At 34.4% G+C, this 18,229-nt stretch carries 14 protein-coding genes; 12 read left to right on the top strand and 2 right to left on the bottom strand.

The genetic code is table 11. The features are described 5' to 3' along the window. Window positions 1–9 precede the first annotated feature (9 nt). From H0Z29_02740 to H0Z29_02705, 8 genes are all read left to right on the top strand, one after another. Complete coding sequence (locus H0Z29_02740) at window positions 10–909, top strand: bifunctional enoyl-CoA hydratase/phosphate acetyltransferase (protein ID MBO8130416.1); 900 nt, start codon at window positions 10–12, stop codon at window positions 907–909. 150 nt (window positions 910–1,059) lie between these two features. Beyond that, on the top strand, window positions 1,060–3,282 hold the full coding sequence (gene topA, locus H0Z29_02735; protein MBO8130415.1) for a type I DNA topoisomerase: 2,223 nt from the start codon (window positions 1,060–1,062) through the stop codon (window positions 3,280–3,282). Between the two features lie 41 nt (window positions 3,283–3,323). Beyond that, on the top strand, window positions 3,324–4,790 hold the full coding sequence (locus tag H0Z29_02730; GenBank protein ID MBO8130414.1) for a glycine--tRNA ligase: 1,467 nt from the start codon (window positions 3,324–3,326) through the stop codon (window positions 4,788–4,790). Between the two features lie 26 nt (window positions 4,791–4,816). Then, window positions 4,817–5,848 (top strand): UDP-N-acetylmuramate dehydrogenase, encoded by a 1,032-nt coding sequence (locus H0Z29_02725; protein ID MBO8130413.1) that lies wholly within the window; start codon window positions 4,817–4,819, stop codon window positions 5,846–5,848. A 300-nt stretch (window positions 5,849–6,148) separates the two neighbouring features. Further along, window positions 6,149–8,689: a TonB-dependent receptor gene (locus tag H0Z29_02720; protein ID MBO8130412.1), complete on the top strand. Its 2,541-nt coding sequence runs from the start codon at window positions 6,149–6,151 to the stop codon at window positions 8,687–8,689. 106 nt (window positions 8,690–8,795) lie between these two features. Then, entirely contained in the window at window positions 8,796–9,905 is a 1,110-nt protein-coding gene (locus tag H0Z29_02715) for a DUF4876 domain-containing protein (GenBank protein ID MBO8130411.1), read from the top strand. Between the two features lies 1 nt (window position 9,906). Next, window positions 9,907–11,319 (top strand): hypothetical protein, encoded by a 1,413-nt coding sequence (locus H0Z29_02710; protein MBO8130410.1) that lies wholly within the window; start codon window positions 9,907–9,909, stop codon window positions 11,317–11,319. Between the two features lie 14 nt (window positions 11,320–11,333). Beyond that, window positions 11,334–13,520: a T9SS type A sorting domain-containing protein gene (locus H0Z29_02705; GenBank protein ID MBO8130409.1), complete on the top strand. Its 2,187-nt coding sequence runs from the start codon at window positions 11,334–11,336 to the stop codon at window positions 13,518–13,520. Between the two features lie 6 nt (window positions 13,521–13,526). Here H0Z29_02705 and H0Z29_02700 read toward each other — a convergent pair whose 3' ends face one another. Together H0Z29_02700 and H0Z29_02695 are read right to left on the bottom strand one after the other, a co-directional pair. Continuing rightward, complete coding sequence (locus H0Z29_02700; GenBank protein MBO8130408.1) at window positions 13,527–14,687, bottom strand: MFS transporter; 1,161 nt, start codon at window positions 14,685–14,687, stop codon at window positions 13,527–13,529. 106 nt (window positions 14,688–14,793) lie between these two features. Beyond that, a complete protein-coding gene (locus H0Z29_02695) occupies window positions 14,794–15,369 on the bottom strand; it encodes a GNAT family N-acetyltransferase (GenBank protein ID MBO8130407.1) in 576 nt (191 codons plus the stop codon). Window positions 15,370–15,467: 98 nt separating this feature from the next. On the opposite strand from H0Z29_02695, the gene H0Z29_02690 reads away from it, so the two are divergent. From H0Z29_02690 to H0Z29_02675, 4 genes are read left to right on the top strand one after another with little or no spacing between them, the layout of a single operon-like run. Continuing rightward, window positions 15,468–16,019 (top strand): archaemetzincin family Zn-dependent metalloprotease, encoded by a 552-nt coding sequence (locus H0Z29_02690; protein ID MBO8130406.1) that lies wholly within the window; start codon window positions 15,468–15,470, stop codon window positions 16,017–16,019. Further along, window positions 16,006–16,881: an AAA family ATPase gene (locus H0Z29_02685; protein ID MBO8130405.1), complete on the top strand. Its 876-nt coding sequence runs from the start codon at window positions 16,006–16,008 to the stop codon at window positions 16,879–16,881. The genes H0Z29_02690 and H0Z29_02685 overlap by 14 nt, the downstream gene beginning before the upstream one ends. Further along, window positions 16,874–17,560: a hypothetical protein gene (locus H0Z29_02680; GenBank protein ID MBO8130404.1), complete on the top strand. Its 687-nt coding sequence runs from the start codon at window positions 16,874–16,876 to the stop codon at window positions 17,558–17,560. Before H0Z29_02685 ends, H0Z29_02680 begins: the two co-directional genes overlap by 8 nt. 57 nt (window positions 17,561–17,617) lie before the next feature. After that, a complete protein-coding gene (locus H0Z29_02675) occupies window positions 17,618–18,064 on the top strand; it encodes a hypothetical protein (protein ID MBO8130403.1) in 447 nt (148 codons plus the stop codon). The last annotated feature ends 165 nt before the right edge of the window (window positions 18,065–18,229 follow it).

Genomic DNA, 18,229 nt, shown 5'->3' with positions numbered 1-18,229 from the left:
GGATCTATTATGTTAAAAAAATTTGAACAAATTAGGGAGTTAGCGAGAAAAAAAGGGAAGAAAACTATTGCCGTTGTTGCTCCTGAGTGTGACACTATTATAAAAGCAGTGGAAAGGTTAACAAAAGAAGGCATCGTTAATGCAGTATTAATAGGTGATGAGGGAAGAATAGAAGAAGTTGCAAGTCGTCATGGTGTTAATTTAAAATCCTGCAGAGTTATTAATTCAACAGATTTGGTACAAAGTGGATATATAGCGGTAGATGAAATAAATGCAGGTAGGGCAGATATATTAATGAAGGGAAATATAGCAACACCTGATCTTATGAAATCTGTGTTATATAGAGAAAGAGGATTAAGAAAAGGAAAGCTTCTAAGTCATATTGGTGTCATCGAATGTCCTCGCTATAATAAACTTTTAATTGTAACTGATGGTGGAGTAAATATCAGGCCTGATGTAGAAAAGAAAGCTCAGATAATTAAGAATGCCATAGATTTTGCAAAAAGAATTGGAATTGATAGGCCAAATATTGGTATTCTGGGACCCATTGAGAGAGTAAGTCCAAAAATTCAGGACACAGTTGATGCACAGAAACTTGTAGAGATGTCGAAGCAGGGATGTTTTGGTGATGTGATTGTGGAAGGACCTATAGCAATGGATGTGGTCCTCTCCAAAGAGGCAGCAAGGAAGAAAAAAATATATAGCAGTATTGCTGGTGATACTGATATTTTAATAGTTCCTGATGTGACAACAGGTAACGCTATATTAAAGACATTGATATGGCTTGTCGGTGCCAATGTTGGCGGAATTGTAATGGGTGCGAAGGTTCCAATAGTTCTTGCATCAAGATCCGATACACCAAAAGAGAAAATTCTATCCATAATTTTATCGATTGCAGTTTGTGAATGATGTAATTTGTTTGATACTTTTTACATAGTTCAACATAAAAAACATCTCAATCTAATCGTGGTGTGACCATATTTAATTAAAATTTGACAAAAATTACTTGTATTTATAAACTCAATTTGTAAATTCCTAACCGCTTTTGGTGGAGCATGTATGGCTAAGAAGTTATTGATTGTGGAGTCACCATCGAAATCCAGAACAATAAGACGGTATCTTGGAAAGGATTTTAATGTCCTTGCATCTATTGGTCATATTAAAGATTTACCCGAAAAGGACTTTGGGGTAAATATTGCTGAAGATTTCAAACCCAAGTATGTTACAATAAAAGGTAAAGGCAAAATAATAAAAAGATTAAAGGAGGCTGCAAAAGAATCTGATGCAGTCTACATTGCCACTGATCCTGATAGGGAGGGGGAAGCCATAGCCTGGCACATATCCAACGAAATAAGTAAGAATAATTCAAATACCTCTATTTTGAGGGTATTGTTTAACGAAATAACTAAGGAAGGAATAAAAAAAGGCTTAAAAAGTCCCCGTAGCATTGATCTGAATCTTGTCAATGCTCAGCAGGCTCGAAGAATACTTGACAGAATAGTAGGTTATCAGGTTAGTCCTTTTCTGTGGAAGACGATTTATGCGGGTTTAAGTGCGGGTAGGGTTCAATCTGTGGCTCTTAGATTAATTTGTGAAAGAGAAGAAGAGATAAAAAATTTTATCCCTGAAGAATACTGGGAAATCGAAGCTGATTTTAAGCTAAAAGGTGATCAGATCATCACTTCAAAATGTATTAAAATCGGTGGTAGAAAGCCTGATATAAAAGATGAGAAGACTGCAAGTCAGCATGTTGAAAGGATAAAGGGAGGAAATTTTTCAATTGACAATGTTGAAATAAAAACTATTAAAAATACACCACCTGCACCTTTTATTACAAGCACATTGCAGCAGGAAGCTGCAAGAAAATTTTATTTTTCTCCTTCCAAAACAATGAATATAGCTCAACAGCTTTATGAGGGAGTTGATATTGAAGGTGTACCTGTTGGATTGATCACATATATGCGCACTGATTCAGTGCGTATAGCGAATGAAGCAATACATAATGTAAGAAAATTTATTAAAGAAAAATATGGGAGTGAGTATCTCCCTAAATATCCAAGGCAGTTCAAAAAAGCAAATCCACTTATTCAGGATGCTCATGAGGCAATAAGACCAACAGATGTATCAAAAACACCCGACTCAATTAGGGATTACCTAACAGATGATCAGTATAAATTATATTCCCTTATATGGTCAAGATTTATTGCATGTCAGATGAGCCAGGCGCAATATGAGAGAACAATAATTGATATAGCGGGTGGAGAATATTTATTCAGATATCAGGCACAGAGGTTAACTTTTGATGGCTTTCTTAGGGTGTATAGGGAATCCAGTGAAGAAGGTGGTTCTGAAAAAGTTTCACCACAGCTGGTTGTATCGAAAGGAGATCTTGCTGAGCTTATTAAAGTCGAGCCGATTCAAAAATTTACCGAACCACCTCCAAGATATCGAGAGGGTACTTTAATAAAGGAAATGGATAGATTGGGAATAGGAAGGCCGAGTACATATGCAACTATAGTATCTACTATATTACAAAGGAAATATGTGGAGAAGAAGAGAGGAGTACTTTATCCGACAGAGCTTGGGCAGGTAGTCAATCAGATTCTGGTAAACGGGATGCCGGAGATTTTTAATGTTGATTTTACTGCAAGAATGGAGAAGGAGCTTGATAAGATAGAGTCTGGCAATAAAGAATGGGTTAGAGTTGTTCGTGAATTTTATGTACCATTTAAAAAAGCTCTTGATATGCTTAATGAAAACAGGCGAAAAATTAAGATTGGTCTGCAGGAAAAGACTGATCAAACCTGTGAGTTGTGTGGTGCTCCTATGGTAATAAAATGGAGCAGGAAAGGTAAGTTTCTTTCATGCTCGAATTATCCCAAATGTAAAAATGCCAGATCCCTATCTTCTCTTGGTGAGACAGAGAAAAAAGTGTGTCCGGAATGCGGTTCGAATATGTTGATAAAAGATGGGAAATTTGGCAGATTCTGGGCATGCTCCAGATATCCACAATGTAAGACAACTCTTCCCTATACACTTGGTATTGGTTGCCCCGAAGAGGGTTGTGATGGAGAAATAGTTCTAAGAAGATCAGGTAAGGGGAAAGTTTTTTATGGATGTTCAAAATATCCTGATTGTAAATTTGCAAGTTGGTATGAACCGGTTGATCAAGCCTGTTCGAATTGTGGGTATGGAGTGCTGGTTAGAAGGGTGGATAATAGACAGGGTAATTATTTAGAGTGCCCCAGATGCAAATCTAAATACAAAGAAAATAATATTTAGGAAAGTTTGGAGGTAATGTGGGAGAAAACGAAAAAGGATTAATGGAAAAGGTTGTCTCACTATGCAAAAGAAGGGGGTTTGTATTCCAGTCGAGTGAAATTTACGGTGGTCTTTCCAGTTGCTGGGACTATGGACCTTTGGGAGTTGAATTAAAGAAAAATATTAAGGATTTCTGGTGGCATAGAGTTGTAATTTCGAGAGAAGATGTGGTTGGAATGGATGCTGCAATATTTATGCATCCCAGGGTATGGGAAGCAAGTGGACACGTAAAGCATTTTCATGATCCCTTGATTGATTGTAAAAATTGCAAAGCTCGATTCAGAGAAGACAGTGCAATTTTTTACTATCGATGTAAAAAGTGCAGATATGGTTTTCAGATTAAGGATAAAAAAATTATTCCTGAGAATGAATATATGAACAAGGTCGGCGTCCAGGATTTGAGTGGTGAGCCAGGACATTATAAAGGTGGTGACTGTCCTTGGTGCGGTGCAAAGAGTTCACTTCATCTGGAAAAACTCACCTGTCCTGAGTGTGGCAGTGAAAATTTATCTAAACCCAGGCTGTTTAACCTGATGTTTAAGACATTTTTTGGACCAACGGAGGATTCCGCATCTATTGTCTATCTTAGGCCTGAGACAGCCCAGGGAATCTTTGTGAATTTTGATAATGTGTTGACAACTTCCAGAATGAAGCTACCTTTTGGTATTGCTCAAATCGGAAAGGCTTTCAGAAATGAGATAACCACCGGAAATTTTATCTTTAGGTCCAGGGAGTTTGAACAGATGGAACTTGAGTTTTTTGTCAAATTAGAGGAATCGGCGAAGTGGCATGAATACTGGATTGACGACAGATTACAATGGTATATAGACATGGGCATAAGGGCTGAAAATTTGAGATTGAGACCTCATGAAAAAGATGAGCTTGCTCACTATGCGAGAGCATGTACAGATATAGAATACAAATTCCCCTTTGGATGGTCAGAGCTGGAGGGTATTGCAGATAGACAGACCTATGACCTTGATCAACATATAAAATGTAGTGGTAAGATGCTTGCCTATTATGAGACCGAAATAAAAAAGCACATCGTACCTGCTGTTGTGGAGAGTTCAGCTGGCGTGGATAGAACCTTTCTGATTGCTATTCTTGATGCATACTGGGAGGACGCCGAACATGATAGAGTAGTATTAAGACTAAGCCCCAAGATTGCACCTATAAAAGTTGCTGTATTCCCTCTTGTTAACCGAGATGGCATGCCTGATATTGCTAGAAAAATTTACGAGGATGTTAAAAAACATATGTCTGCTTTTTATGACCAGAGTGGTTCAATTGGAAGGAGATACAGACGCCAGGATGAAGCAGGAACACCATTTTGTATTACAGTTGATTCACAGACACTTGAAGATCAAACTGTTACAATAAGAGATAGGGATACCCTAAAACAAATAAGAGTATCTATGGAAAAGATTGTTGAAACTATAAAAAATGCCATAGATAAAGGTAGTTTATAAGATAAAAATCTTTTAAGGATTAATAATTGAATATAGAGACAAGTGTATATGCATCTTCATTGACCACAATTAAACTTGGTGGTAGGATTGCGTATTTTGTAAAAGCTTTTTCTGATTCAGATATCGTAGAAGCAATTAACTTTGCGAATAAAAAGGATTTACCTTATAAGGTTATAGGAGGAGGTAGCAATATAATTTTCCCGGATGAGGGATATAAAGGCGTTGTTATAAAAAATTGTATTTCCGATTTTAATATAAATAAAAATGGCGATGAGGTAACCATAACTGCTGGAGCCGGGATTGAGCTCGACAAGGTAGTACTATGGTCGATTGTCAATGAATTATCGGGGATGGAGAGGTTGTCATGGATTCCCGGTACTATTGGGGCTGCGCCTGTGCAAAATGTGAGCGCCTATGGTCAGTCTATCTCAGATGTTTTACTATATTTAGAGTCTATAGACATAGAAAGAAACCAGGTTGTGAGACTTTCTCAAGAGGATTGTGAATTCGGATATAGGGATTCTATTTTTAAAAGTAATAAAAAAGGAAATTTTATAATAACAAGAGTAATTCTCAGTTTTAAGATTGGGGTTAAGCCCGAGCTTGATAATGTTCAGATTAGTGAGGTAATAGAAGAAAGGTTCAAAGAGCAAAAAAATTCTCTTATGGCAATTAGACATGCACTTTTTGAGATTAGAGCAAGTAAAGGAATGGTCCTTGATGCTGTGAGTAATGCTTTCGGCACTGTGGGATCATTTTTTATAAATCCTGAGGTAGATATTGAAAAAATAAATGTACTTAAAGAAGCTTATCCCGATATTGTATTTTTTAATACTGGTGAAAAATATCGAATTCCTGCAGCTTGGCTTATAGAAAAAGCTGGCTTTGAAAGGGGTCTTAAGTTTAAAAATGTAGGAATCTCTCCCTTTCACAATCTTGCTCTTATTACCTATTCTGGTTCGACAACAGCTCAATTATTAGAATTTTGCAAAGAGATACAGCTTAGGGTAAAAGAAAAGTTTGATATTGACCTTATTCCAGAACCTGATATAGTCTAAATAAATAATCGCATAACTTAAAAAGACTTGGAATAGTAATCATTAATACATGTTTACAATATTTTTTAAACTGGCTTTTCAATTTATTTATAGTTAATGCTTGATAATCAAAAAATAATACCGATTATTACTTGACATGATACGAAAAATCATATATAATAGCATTTAGTGAATTTTTGATAAGCTATTCTAATATCTTTATTTAATTACAGGGAGTGTTTAAAAGTTGGTTAAATTTTATTTAAAATAAATGTCCATATAAATAAAATCTATCTAATGATCTGTGAATGTGGGATATTGATGTATGTTATTGGAAAGGTAATAGCTGTAATATTTTTTTATGTTTATTTTTTATACTCTGCATCGATCGAGGGTACTGTAACTGATTATATAGATAAGGTGCCTATAAAAGAGGCAGTTATTACAATTATCCACACTGATACTGCCAGAGCAGTTGCTTCCACGATTACCGATGAGGAAGGGTATTTTAATTTTCCTGATTTAGAACCCGGTAGATATCATATTCAAGTTTTAAAAGAAGGATATTATAAAAATATTCTATTTGATTATAAGATTTTTAAAGATGGGAATTATAGAGTAAATATAAAATTATTAAAGGGCGATAGGGAATGTACTGTAGAATATTGCTTTTTATTGGGCAGTATCGAAGTGATTGTTGATTCGAGAGAGTTAATAAATAGAGATTTAACGACTGTAAGAAAAATATTCTCCGGAGATATAGAACATCTGCAGGCTTCAAATCTTGGAGATATATTATATCTTGTCCCTGGTCTTGAAAAATCCAAAAGTCTCGGTCTTTCGCGAGATGTAAGAGCGGGAGTGAGATCGATAACAAATGTTGGTATGCCCGGTACAATTGAGTCTTTTGGTACATCAATAATAATTAATGGCAGAGAGGTTTCTAATGATGGAAATGCCAAACAAAAGGGGCAGACAGGAATCTATGGTATTGATTTGAGGGAGATTCCTGCTGACAATATCAAAGAAGTTAGGGTGATTTCAGGTATTCCATCGGTAGAATACGGTAATTTTGCCAATGGGATTATTGAGGTTATAACAAAATATAACTATGTCAGACCAAAGTTAAAGGTGAAGCTGAATCCTGATACAAAAGCTGCCAGTCTTACTTCTGGACTAAAATTTAAGAGTTCTGTTTTTAATTGGTTCTTTAATTATGCATACAGCGAGAGAGACCTGAGAAAAAAAGGGGATGAATATCATAGATTTTATTTTTCCGGGAATTACTCAGGAAGTACCAGAGATAAAAAACTGGATTACAGATTATCTTATACTTACACCAGGCTATTGGACAATCAAAAGCCTACTGACATATACAGAATGAAGACTTTTAATCGGGGATATCTTGCCTCCGGTTCATTTTCTCTTGATTATAGATATTCAAATGACCGAATTCTTTCAGCTATAATGAATATGGGTTTAAATAGGAGGTGGTATTATCAGGAAAGGTGGGTGGCAGAGCAATTGGTAACACCTGATACAATATATAATGGCTACATAGGTAAGCTTAATGAAATAGGAAAAGAGCTGAATTATTTCATTAAGGTAAAAGAGAGGATAAGGAGAAAAGGGGTGGTTTTCGACCATAACTTTTTGAAAGGATTTGAGTTCGATTTCAGAAGAAATATTGGTCCGGGAATGGTTATTGATTCTGTTTTTAATTTTTATGGTGCCAATTCACCTAAAAGGTCCTATTCTTTTAATGATATGGATCCCATATACAGGTTAACATTTTTTTATGAAGATAATATTAGCACATATGTGTTATCAAAGAAACTGGAAGCCATGGCTGGTATTAGATATGATGTAATTAATCCAGAGAGAATATCTTTAAAAGATGGGCTTTTTAGGGACAGGCATGGGGAGTATTTATCTCCAAGGTTGAATATTGGTTATTGGTTAGGGAAGACTGTTAGAGTGAGAATTGGAGCGGGTCGCAGTGTAAAGTCAGTATCACTTGCCTATGTCAATCGGAGCCCTGCTTATTGTAAATATATGGTTCAGGATTCAATTGTGGAGGAGAAGAGGTCGCAGAGAAATAGAAATTTGAAAGCGTATTGTTCTGATAGATACGAGATTTCTGTCGATTGGCAGTTTCGGAAAGATATTGGTTTATCACTCACTGGATATCTTTTCGATATTGACAGAGTGCCTGTTTTGATAGAATATCCTTGGAACTGGGAAAGTAATCCGGAAGAGATAACAAGCAAAACCTATTCACGATTTGAGAATCGAGGTTGGCTTGTTCTGAGTGGACTTGAGCTTATCATGAGGACGAGGAGAATCAAGAATTTCAAATATGACTTGAATATTACCTATAGGTATCAGAAAAAAGGTCAGTATGGTAAGATTTATGACCCTGCTCCGGATACAACCTGGGAGCAAATCTGGTACGTTCCACCATATGAATGGCAGGAAAAGATTATTTTAGACCATTGTATATCATTTGTGAGCGATAGATTGGGGTTATGGGTTTCTATAGATCTACAGCACATTTTATTGAATCATTACAAAAAAGTATTTCAATCCAACAGCACATTAGTTGAAATCAATGGTGTGAGGAGGATTATATATCAGGGCATGAGTGATTATAGATACTGGGAAAGATATTTAAAAAGTTATCCACAGAAGTTTATTTTCAGTCTGCGTTTGACAAAGTCAATTGGTCACAACACAGAAATTTCTATCTACATCAATAATATTCTTGATGATAGAGCTGTTTACTATGATCGTTATGAGAATGTTCAGTTAGAGATGAATCCTCCAATTTATTATGGAATAGAATTAAGCAAACAGTGGTAAATGCTTAAAATTACATTTATTATTGTAATAATGTAATATTGTCATGGCAAATCGTTTGAAATCTTTTGTTTACTGTACGAAATAAATTTATTATTTTATTCGTGGGATGGTGGGGAGAATAAAAATATCAGATTATATTGTTGTTAAAGAAATATTGCTTATAGTTTGTCTGTGTATTTTTACGTTTAATAATTGTTCTAAAGAGGAACCACTCCTGTACGATGGTAATCTTGATATGATATTCTTTGTGTCATATCTGGGGAAACCGGCCAAAAATATCCACATACGTCTGAAATCACTTGATTTTAATATTGATGACGTTAGGAAGGTTACCGATACGAATGGTTATGTCGAGTTTTATGACCTGATTTATTCCAGATACATAATAAATGTTTCCGATACTATATACTATGTTTCTGATATTACTCCTGGAGAGGTAATTAAGATACATGTTATAGGAAGTAAAATTGTTGAACCTGATAGTTTCTTTATTAATGATACTTTAGAATTATTAAAAGAAAATGAGGGTGCTGGTTTAAAAATAAATGAGATTTATGTTTCAGGAGCGAAAAGTGATAATTTTTATTTTTATGATCAGTTCATAGAATTATATAACAGTTCAGAGGATACATTATATCTGGATGGTATGATAGTCTGTAGAGTTGGAAATATAAATAGTGTAAAATTTATTTTCAGGTTTCCTGGGGAATCGGTAACAGGAAGGCAATACCCTGTGCCACCACACTCTTTTGTTGTACTTGCACATGATGCATATGATCATACAAAAAATGTTGAGAGTAGCGTAGATCTGTCCAATGCAGATTGGGAATTTAGAAATAGTTTAGATGTTACTGATTGGGATAACGAAGATGTCCCAAACATTGATAATATAGAAGAGGGGTATGAACGTGATTTTTTATTGAGCTTAACCAATGATGTGGTTCTTATTGCCGATGGGACTGATATCAATTATCTTGATGGTATTGATCCATCTACAGTTATAGATTGTGTTGAATATTCCAATAATTCTGATTATAAAAAAAGAATTGAAAAATTCCTTGATGCGGGATTTGCGGGTATTGGTATGGTAGCTTATAGTGGTAAATCATTGGAAAGAGTCAGCCCGGGTTTTGATACAAATAATTCCGCTCTGGATTTTGTATTAATTGATCGTCCGACACCTGGCTGCCACTATCAGAATTTAGTGAAAAGATAATATGAAAAGATTAGCCCTTATAGGACTGGTTATAGTATTATTTAAATATTCATCAGGATACGAAAGCCTTCTCTATTTTGAGCGAAGTTGGTATGATAGCCTTAGTTCTTCTGGCATAACAAATTCTTTGGAAGTTAATCCCGTCAGGCTGTTATATACTAACAACAATGATAGTTCTGTTATTGGTTTGTATTTACATAATACTAATTTTGGATATAAACGTGAATATGACCCGGAAAGTGTTTTTGAGTTTGGTCTGATATATAGAAATTATAAAACACTTAGTGATAAAAACATTATATCCAGTAGAATATATTACTGCCAGTTTGATTACTTAAAACTCGGTCGGTCACTGGAGAAGTCGTTCTATGATAACTACTTTTCAATAATTGATACAACAGTAGGAAATGTAAGTTACAATGGTCCAGTCCTATCATTTGCTGATCTGTACCGATGGAGAGGGGGCTTGATAGCTGGGTTTCTGATAAATTACGGGATTGAGAGAGGGCTTAAAGATGTATATACAAAGTGTGAAACTATAGCCAGGAATTTTGATAGTTCAATAGGGGTTGGTTTTAAAGGTAAAAGGATAAATTCTTCAGTTTATTTTCGTTACCTTAATAATCAGAGGAAATACGAAGCGGTTAAAGAATACCAGGATGCTTTGATAAGGACTTTTTACGGATTTCACATATATAAAATTGAAGAACCGGGGGTTTCAAAGAAGAAAGATTATAGTTCTCAGGGCTGGGAGATAGGAGGTGGGTTCGAATATAATTTTTTCAAAGGCTGGAATTTAAATATTGAATACTACGTGGGTATGAAAGAAGCTAAAATTGCAGTAAATAATGGTAGTGTTATGAAACCAAGGGGGGATTGGGTAAGGGAGGGCTATTTCATAAACGCTGGGATTATTAAAAAATCTGGAATAATATCAAGTGGCTTATGTTTTTATAGAAAAGAGATATCGGACTGGGCTGAGTCGTCCGAGTATAAAGTTTTAATTCTTGAAAATAATATGAAAGAAAATTTCATAAGTGGTAGTTTGGATATTTTTTTTGTAGATAGATACTTTGGCATCAATGTTGGATTTGGCAGAAGTAATGTTGATTATGTGGAATACAACAGTAAATTTAATAGTGTTAGTACATTGAAAAAATTTAAAATAAAGCTTAATTCAGGACTAAAGTTGAAAGATAATTTTAATTTAGATTTGAATTATTTTATATCGACTTTTGATACTGATTTTAGATGGGATACAGACAGTATCTTTTTAAGTCAGATAAGTATAGTATTATCGAAACTAACAATTTATGGCAGTGTTAAGACGTCGATTTCTTTAAAAAGTTATAAGCCGTATTATTCGAATTGTCGGATAAATACCGGCGAAGTGCAGTTAATGGTGGGGATATAAATAGAGAGGGGCAGATGAGATCTAAATTTTCAATCATTATTTTAGTATCTTTTTTTATTTTTAAATTGTATTCATCTGATTGGGAAGTTGTAAAGACTGCTGGGGGTATTAGGACTACAAGCAGGGGTTATTTTATTGATTCTATGACTGGCTTTCTGGTATATGATGATGGAATTGTATGGAAAACAACAGATGGTGGTAATACCTGGTTAGTTGTGAGGGATTCAGATGGTGGTGGATTGGAGTGGAATGATATAGAATTTGCCGATGAAAATGTTGGTTATGCATGTGGAGAATCTGGAATAATATACAAAACTACCGATGGTGGGACTAATTGGACTCAAGTAGGAGATACTGCAAACTATAAGATGGATTTAATATGCCTTTCTGTAGTGAATGAAGAAGTTGTATTTTTCGGGGGTAAGGATAGTACCGTTTTAAAAACTACCGATGGTGGTGAAAATTACGAGAAAGCTAATTACGGTTTTGAAGGACAGGATATTGATGGTGGAATAGCTTTCTGCAATGAGGACGTTGGTGTTGCAATATCTGATTCGAAGGGTGGATATACTTTTTATACCTACGATGGAGGAGAGACCTGGCAATGCGTTATGATTGATAAATTGTTTCCATTGGATGCAAAAGCTAGAAAATTATACTGCGTTTCTGCTGGAGGTGACTCAACTATTTTCATAGGTGGTTATCATTATTGTGGATTTTTGTCTAAAGATGGAGGCAGGACCTACAGACTCGTTACGCCCTATACATCAAGTTTTGAATATTTAATTTCTGCAGATGTAGTAAATAAAGATACAATAGTTGCGGGGGGAACCAGCGGATATTTGATTATCACCATAGATGGTGGAGAAAGCTGGGATACCCTCCAGACAGCATCAGGGCAAAATGTAGAGCTTGTAGATTTTGTCGGAGATGGTGTGTGTTATGTTTTTCAGTCCCTTGGTCAGTGGTTTAAAACTGATAATTATGGAAAAAGCTTTACCCCTATGAATGAATGGCCGTCTCTAGACTTTCATAGTATAGAAATTATTGGTGGGGGTAAAATTATCGCAACCAGTTTTGGAGGTGGTGAGATAACTATTAGCAGTGATAGTGGTTCAAGCTGGGAGTATCCGAACAATTTAAGAACAGGGGTAAATGAAAATTTAAATGATTGCGAATTTTTAAATGAAGAAGTCGGATTTATCACCGGGAGCTGGGGTAAAATACTCAAAACTGATGACGGTGGAAATAGCTGGACGGTTGTAGGAAGTCCATTCTCTGAATTATCTAATAGAAATTTTTATAGTATCGGGCATCGAGGAGACACCGTCTTTATCGCTGGTTCAGCAGGTTATTTATTTGTATCCCTAGATGGTGGCAATACATGGATAGGGGACAGTTATTTTAAAGGAAGTGTTAATGATGTATACATGATCTCCGATTCACAAATTGTTGCTGTCGGAACAGGAGGTAGAGTTTTTGTTGCAAGACTATTAAATGATACGATTTATTTTGATGAGGCATTGACTCTTAGTAGTTTGACATTGAGTGCAGTAGAATTTAGAGGAGACACCGGTTTAATTGTGAGCGGTGATGGTATTATTTATAGAACTACTATCGATGAAATTTATGACACTGCATACACGGTCTTTACTGATCCCGATGGGGATTGTTTGAATGATGTAGAATTTGTTACTGAAACTTTAGTATTTGTAGCGGGTAGAAATCGCAAGATTTATAAATCAGATGATGGGGGAGCGAACTGGAGTCAAATGCAAGTGCCCCAGGGTGTAGGAGATGTGGAATTTAAAAGGCTGAGATATGGCTATAATAAACTCTGGGCGGTTGGAAATAAAGGTACAATCATTAGTATGCCTCTTAGCATTAATAAAGTGAGCCATTTGGATGTCAAAATAGCTGATAAGTTTATAGTTTACCCAAATTATCCGAATCCATTTAATTCATCTACTGTTATTAGTTTTTCAATTCCTGCAAGTTATAGGATTTCGATTAATATTTATAATATGCTTGGTGAGAATATCAGAACCATTGTAAATAATGAATTATATGACAGGGGATACTATAAAGTTGTCTGGGATGGAAAGGATAACCTTGGCTGTATGGTACCGAGTGGAGTCTATTTTTATCGTGTGGTTTCCAGTGATGATATCCAGACAAAGAGGATGCTTTTATTGAGATGAGTAGAATTATATATATGAGATTTTCTTGAGATTATTTTTTATAATATAGAAAATTACTATTACCACAATTGTTCCAATTGGTATAATTGAGAATGCTAATTTCATTCCTTTTAGATCGTAAATTATACCAATTGTATATGGTAGTAGTATTCCGCCAAGGATTGCTATTGAGAATACCAGACTGAGAGCAGTACCAGCAATTTTTTTATAGATATCACCTATTATCGCAATAATAATGGGGTATGTGCAGGAGAATCCGTAACCTGTTAAAAAAATCAGAAAAAATGAAGCTATTGGGGTTTTTGTAAAAATAAGAATAACCGATGCAATTGTACTGATTGGCATAAAGTAGAAAAATAATGTAGTTGGAGAATATTTGAGTGATAGCCTTGATAAATAAAATCTACCAGCCATCATTCCAAGCCAATAGGTTGACAATGAAAAACTGGCAATTGATACCTCCATATCATATGCATCAGAGAAAAACGATGTAGTCCAATTTCCTGCTGACATCTCAATCCCACTCTCAAAAAAGGCAAGAGCTGAGAAGAGGATAATTGTTCTGCTTTTAAGCAAAGATAGATCATGAATAGTAATCCTGGATTCATCATGCTCTGACGATGGATATTTGATTAAGGAAAAAATTATGGTACTGAGTAAAATGTAACAGGATATTAAAAATATTAAAAACCTTGGAGATGATATGTTTAAGAGAGTACCAAAAATTAGTGGGAAGCCAAAAGCACCGACGCAAAAAAATGTCCCGAGTATGCTTAGATAGTAAGTCCTGTTTTTATGTCCAACTTCTGAAGCAAGAGCATTTGAAATACCATTTATTGCACCTGCTCCCAATCCAATAACAAAGAGCATAAACTTTATAGTATATAGATTATAAAAAATTGAAATGATAAGAAGCCCAATAAAAATTGCTGAAGAGCTTGATATTATTATATGTTTATATCCGAACCTATCAATTATTGGTCCGAATAATAGTGACCCTATAAAAATTCCCAGATTGATATATAAAATAAGCTGTCCGCTTTCCTGTCCTGATAGAGAAAATTGCCTTGCAAATAGCGGCAGAACTGAGCCGAGAAAACTCAGCGATATGCCAAAAATTATTATACCAAAAATGGCGGATAAGAAAACTATCTTTCTATTATACATTGATTTACTTCAGATAGATTATTTAAAGAGTTTAAAAAACCTGATAATTTAGTTTTTACATATCATTATTGGTATTTAATTATGAAGATTTTTAAATAAAATATGATTATAAAGGACAGCGATAGTATTCAAAAGTATATCCAGTGCCATTCCAGTTTGGGAATTTTTTAAGAATTTGTGTACTCTTTTTGAAATTTAGAGCTACTCCTTCACGTACATGACCTGAAATGTATTTAAATCCAATCTTCTTCATATAGCTCTGATAAACTCTTTTTAACATTTTAGCAAGTCCGAGTTTACGGTGGTCTTTTTTGACTATAAATGCATATGTATAAACGGTATTGTTTTTCCCAAAGTTTGAATCACAATGCGCCCATGACTCTTTTGCAAAATGCTCGAGAGGGATACCGATTATGAATCCCTCGATTACACCATTATATCTTACCATAAGTGGAAATGTCTGTGGAAAATTAAAATACTTCGTGATTGTACTTCTTGTGAATTTAGCTTTACTTCCATAAATATCTGCAAGCTCCTCAGAGATGGCAATTATTTGACTGTATTCACTTTCTCCGAGTCTTTCAACTAATTCTATTGAAATTCCATTGTTAGTATAAGCCAATTGTTTGCTTTTTGTTTTTGATGATAAAATATCGAATAATTGATTGGATTCCTTTTCCATAGTTTGATTATAAACCTTTTTATGGTTTTAATCAAGAATTAATGTTTTTACATTAGTCTTTATTCTTAATTAATTGTTTTATAATATTTTCTATGGTCATGATATTTGCGATAAGAAATTTTAGTAAAATAAAAATCATTCCAACATATAATATAGAAAATGATGTATTGAAAAGGATATCGGTAGAGCTTAATAAAATGTTCAGTTTGCCAGTAGTGATAGCAGAGCCTATGGAAATACCTCAAGAAAGCTACAATAAAATTCGTGAGCAATATAATTCAACGGTTGTATTGAGGCACTTAAAATCTCTTATTGAGCCCAATACTGCAACACTCATTATTACAGATGTTGACCTTTTTGCTGATGGATTGAATTTTGTTTTTGGTGAAGCAAACATATTAGATTCTGTTTGCATCATTTCCACTTGTCGACTCTGGTTCACTATGAGTGGTTCTAAAGTTTATTATGATTTTTTTATTTTGCGTATTATTAAGGAAGCTGTACACGAGCTTGGGCATTTAATGGGATTAGGACATTGCAGAAATAACAAGTGTGTAATGTATTTTTCAAACTCAATTCTGGACACTGACAGGAAGGGTAAAGATTTTTGTAATAATTGCAAAAGGAGATTAGGTCTTGATAATAGCTGATGAAAGCTGGAGAGAGCTTTTAAATATTCTTAAAATAGAAGATGAACAGAAATCTGTCTACGTCATTGGCTGCTCTGATAGCGGTAAAACTACTTTTTGTAGGTATTTATTAGAAAATCTTCTCGGAAAATTTTTGACCGCATATATTGATTGTGATCCGGGGCAGTCAGTGATAGGACCACCCACAACAGTCGGTATGGAGATTTATGAGAGTAAAGTTTTGAGTGATAGTAAACAATATCTGATGTTCACTGGTTCAACCTCTCCAAAGGGACATCTTCTTCAAAATCTCACTTCAATAAAATGTCTTGTAGATTTTGCTAATAAATCTGGTGTTCAAAGGTTAGTTATAGACTCATCTGGTTTTGTTCTTGGAGGTATAGCTCAGGAATTTCAGTATAATGTTATTCAGTTAATAAAACCTGATTTTATAGTTGCATTTCAAAGAGAAGATGAGCTGGAAGGCATTCTAAAAAATTTTAATAAGTACAGGCAGTTGAAAATTTTCAGGTTTACTGTCTCAGAACATGTCAGGCAAAGAACTTCTCTGGAAAGACAGATTTATAGAGAAGAGAAATTTCGTGGGTATTTTAAAGTTGTTCAGGAAAATAAAATAAATATAGATGATTACGGATTCCATGGTAGAATTCCTGGTCCGGGAATACTAAAGCAAAAAAATAGGCTTTTTTCTTTAAATGATGATATTGGCTTTGTAATAGCACTAGGAATTGTCAAAGAGGTTGATACTGAAAATAAAACTATAATTTTTTTTAGTCCACCTTTTGATATGGAGAAAGTATCGAATATTCAGATTGGAGATGTTTTCCTTGAACCTTCAGGTAGGGAAATAAAAGGTGAATAGATATCTTTATCTTGTGAAAAATTTACGAGCTATCTATATCCCCATTGATGATAAGGAGCAGGATAACAGAGTTAGCAAGTTGTTGAAAAAATTTTATAGATATAGAATTGTTGGTGTTCCTGTCTGGTATTGTAAAGGTGAGCAAAATATTTGTGATACAAAACCGTTTTATAAATTGGATGAATTTGATGAATTGGAGAGGATACTTGACCATTTATTTAGAAATGAATGGCTAAAAAATACAGTTGTATCTTCATACTTTGTTGTGCCAATTGTATCCGGATTCAAGCAATTGAATAATATTATAAAATGTATTGAACCAGTAGTTGAATATAGGCACTCTGGAGATATTGAAGAAAGGGATATTAAGTTTAATATACGGCTCGGTGATTATGCTATGACAGATTTTTTAGATGATCTTATATCGTTTACTAAAGAAATGTTATCAGAAGATATGCCCTTTGAACAATTAGCGAAGCTCAGAGCCGATAGAATGAAAGATGATTTCAATAAACGATACTGGAGACTAATTGAATCGAATGAAAAGAGAGGCAGTGAAATAAGTTTAACGATCTTATATATTGACGTATTTAAATCTTTATATGATTACGGTATTTCCATAGGTATTATTAACAAATTTCCTCTTCTTTTTAATGCTTCTATAATTATTCTTTTATAAAAATATTTCCCAGTAACCTACTAGGAAATAATAAGTCTAATTTTAGTAGTTTTTTAAATGAAAGGGTATATTGATAAAATGAAACGGGAAGAAGATTTTATCTGCATCGATTGCATAAGATTAAAAGAGTGTAGAGAAGATAGGCTATCATGGGTGTTTTTTACTATTGCTTTGATAGCCACAATTGCTATAAGGGCAGTTAATCTCGCACATTTTGTAAATCCGTGGCTCGGGAAAGCATTCTGGTACTTAGGGGTTGGTGGATTTAGTATCTATTTTTTATACAAATTCAAAAAGGACCATAAATTACACAGGGAGATTGAGTCCTCAACTCTAATTCAAAAACTATTCGACAAAGAGAAGTTGACAGATCGTGAATACTATGTACTTGGAACAATCCTATGTAGATTGAGCTCAAAGAAAGATAAAGTTAATTATTTCTTTATATTTTTCTTTTCAGGTATTGCGCTCATATTGGCTATTTATTTTGATTTTATAAATTGAATAAGACTGGAGACGGAAAAAGTAGACTTTAAACCAGAAGTTTTAATGGTTAAAAAGTAAAAAAACATTAATCCCGAAAATATTAGTCCCGAAAGTGATAAGAATTTTAAAATTTGTCTGATTCAGGGACATGGTATACACTTTGAGAAGGCATTTTGCAATAAT

This window comes from Candidatus Neomarinimicrobiota bacterium, assembly GCA_017656425.1.
GTDB lineage: Bacteria > Fidelibacterota > UBA2242 > UBA2242 > B5-G15 > JACDNV01.
This window is presented reverse-complemented; position numbering and strand designations above follow the sequence as displayed.

Coding starts and splice junctions, on each gene's coding strand:
- H0Z29_02740 (MBO8130416.1), top strand. CDS start 10: ATGTTAAAAAAATTTGAACAAATTAGGGAGTTAGCGAGAAAAAAAGGG.
- topA (MBO8130415.1), top strand. CDS start 1,060: ATGGCTAAGAAGTTATTGATTGTGGAGTCACCATCGAAATCCAGAACA.
- H0Z29_02730 (MBO8130414.1), top strand. CDS start 3,324: ATGGAAAAGGTTGTCTCACTATGCAAAAGAAGGGGGTTTGTATTCCAG.
- H0Z29_02720 (MBO8130412.1), top strand. CDS start 6,149: ATGTATGTTATTGGAAAGGTAATAGCTGTAATATTTTTTTATGTTTAT.
- H0Z29_02715 (MBO8130411.1), top strand. CDS start 8,796: ATGGTGGGGAGAATAAAAATATCAGATTATATTGTTGTTAAAGAAATA.
- H0Z29_02710 (MBO8130410.1), top strand. CDS start 9,907: ATGAAAAGATTAGCCCTTATAGGACTGGTTATAGTATTATTTAAATAT.
- H0Z29_02705 (MBO8130409.1), top strand. CDS start 11,334: ATGAGATCTAAATTTTCAATCATTATTTTAGTATCTTTTTTTATTTTT.
- H0Z29_02700 (MBO8130408.1), bottom strand. CDS start 14,687: ATGTATAATAGAAAGATAGTTTTCTTATCCGCCATTTTTGGTATAATA.
- H0Z29_02695 (MBO8130407.1), bottom strand. CDS start 15,369: ATGGAAAAGGAATCCAATCAATTATTCGATATTTTATCATCAAAAACA.
- H0Z29_02690 (MBO8130406.1), top strand. CDS start 15,468: ATGATATTTGCGATAAGAAATTTTAGTAAAATAAAAATCATTCCAACA.
- H0Z29_02675 (MBO8130403.1), top strand. CDS start 17,618: ATGAAAGGGTATATTGATAAAATGAAACGGGAAGAAGATTTTATCTGC.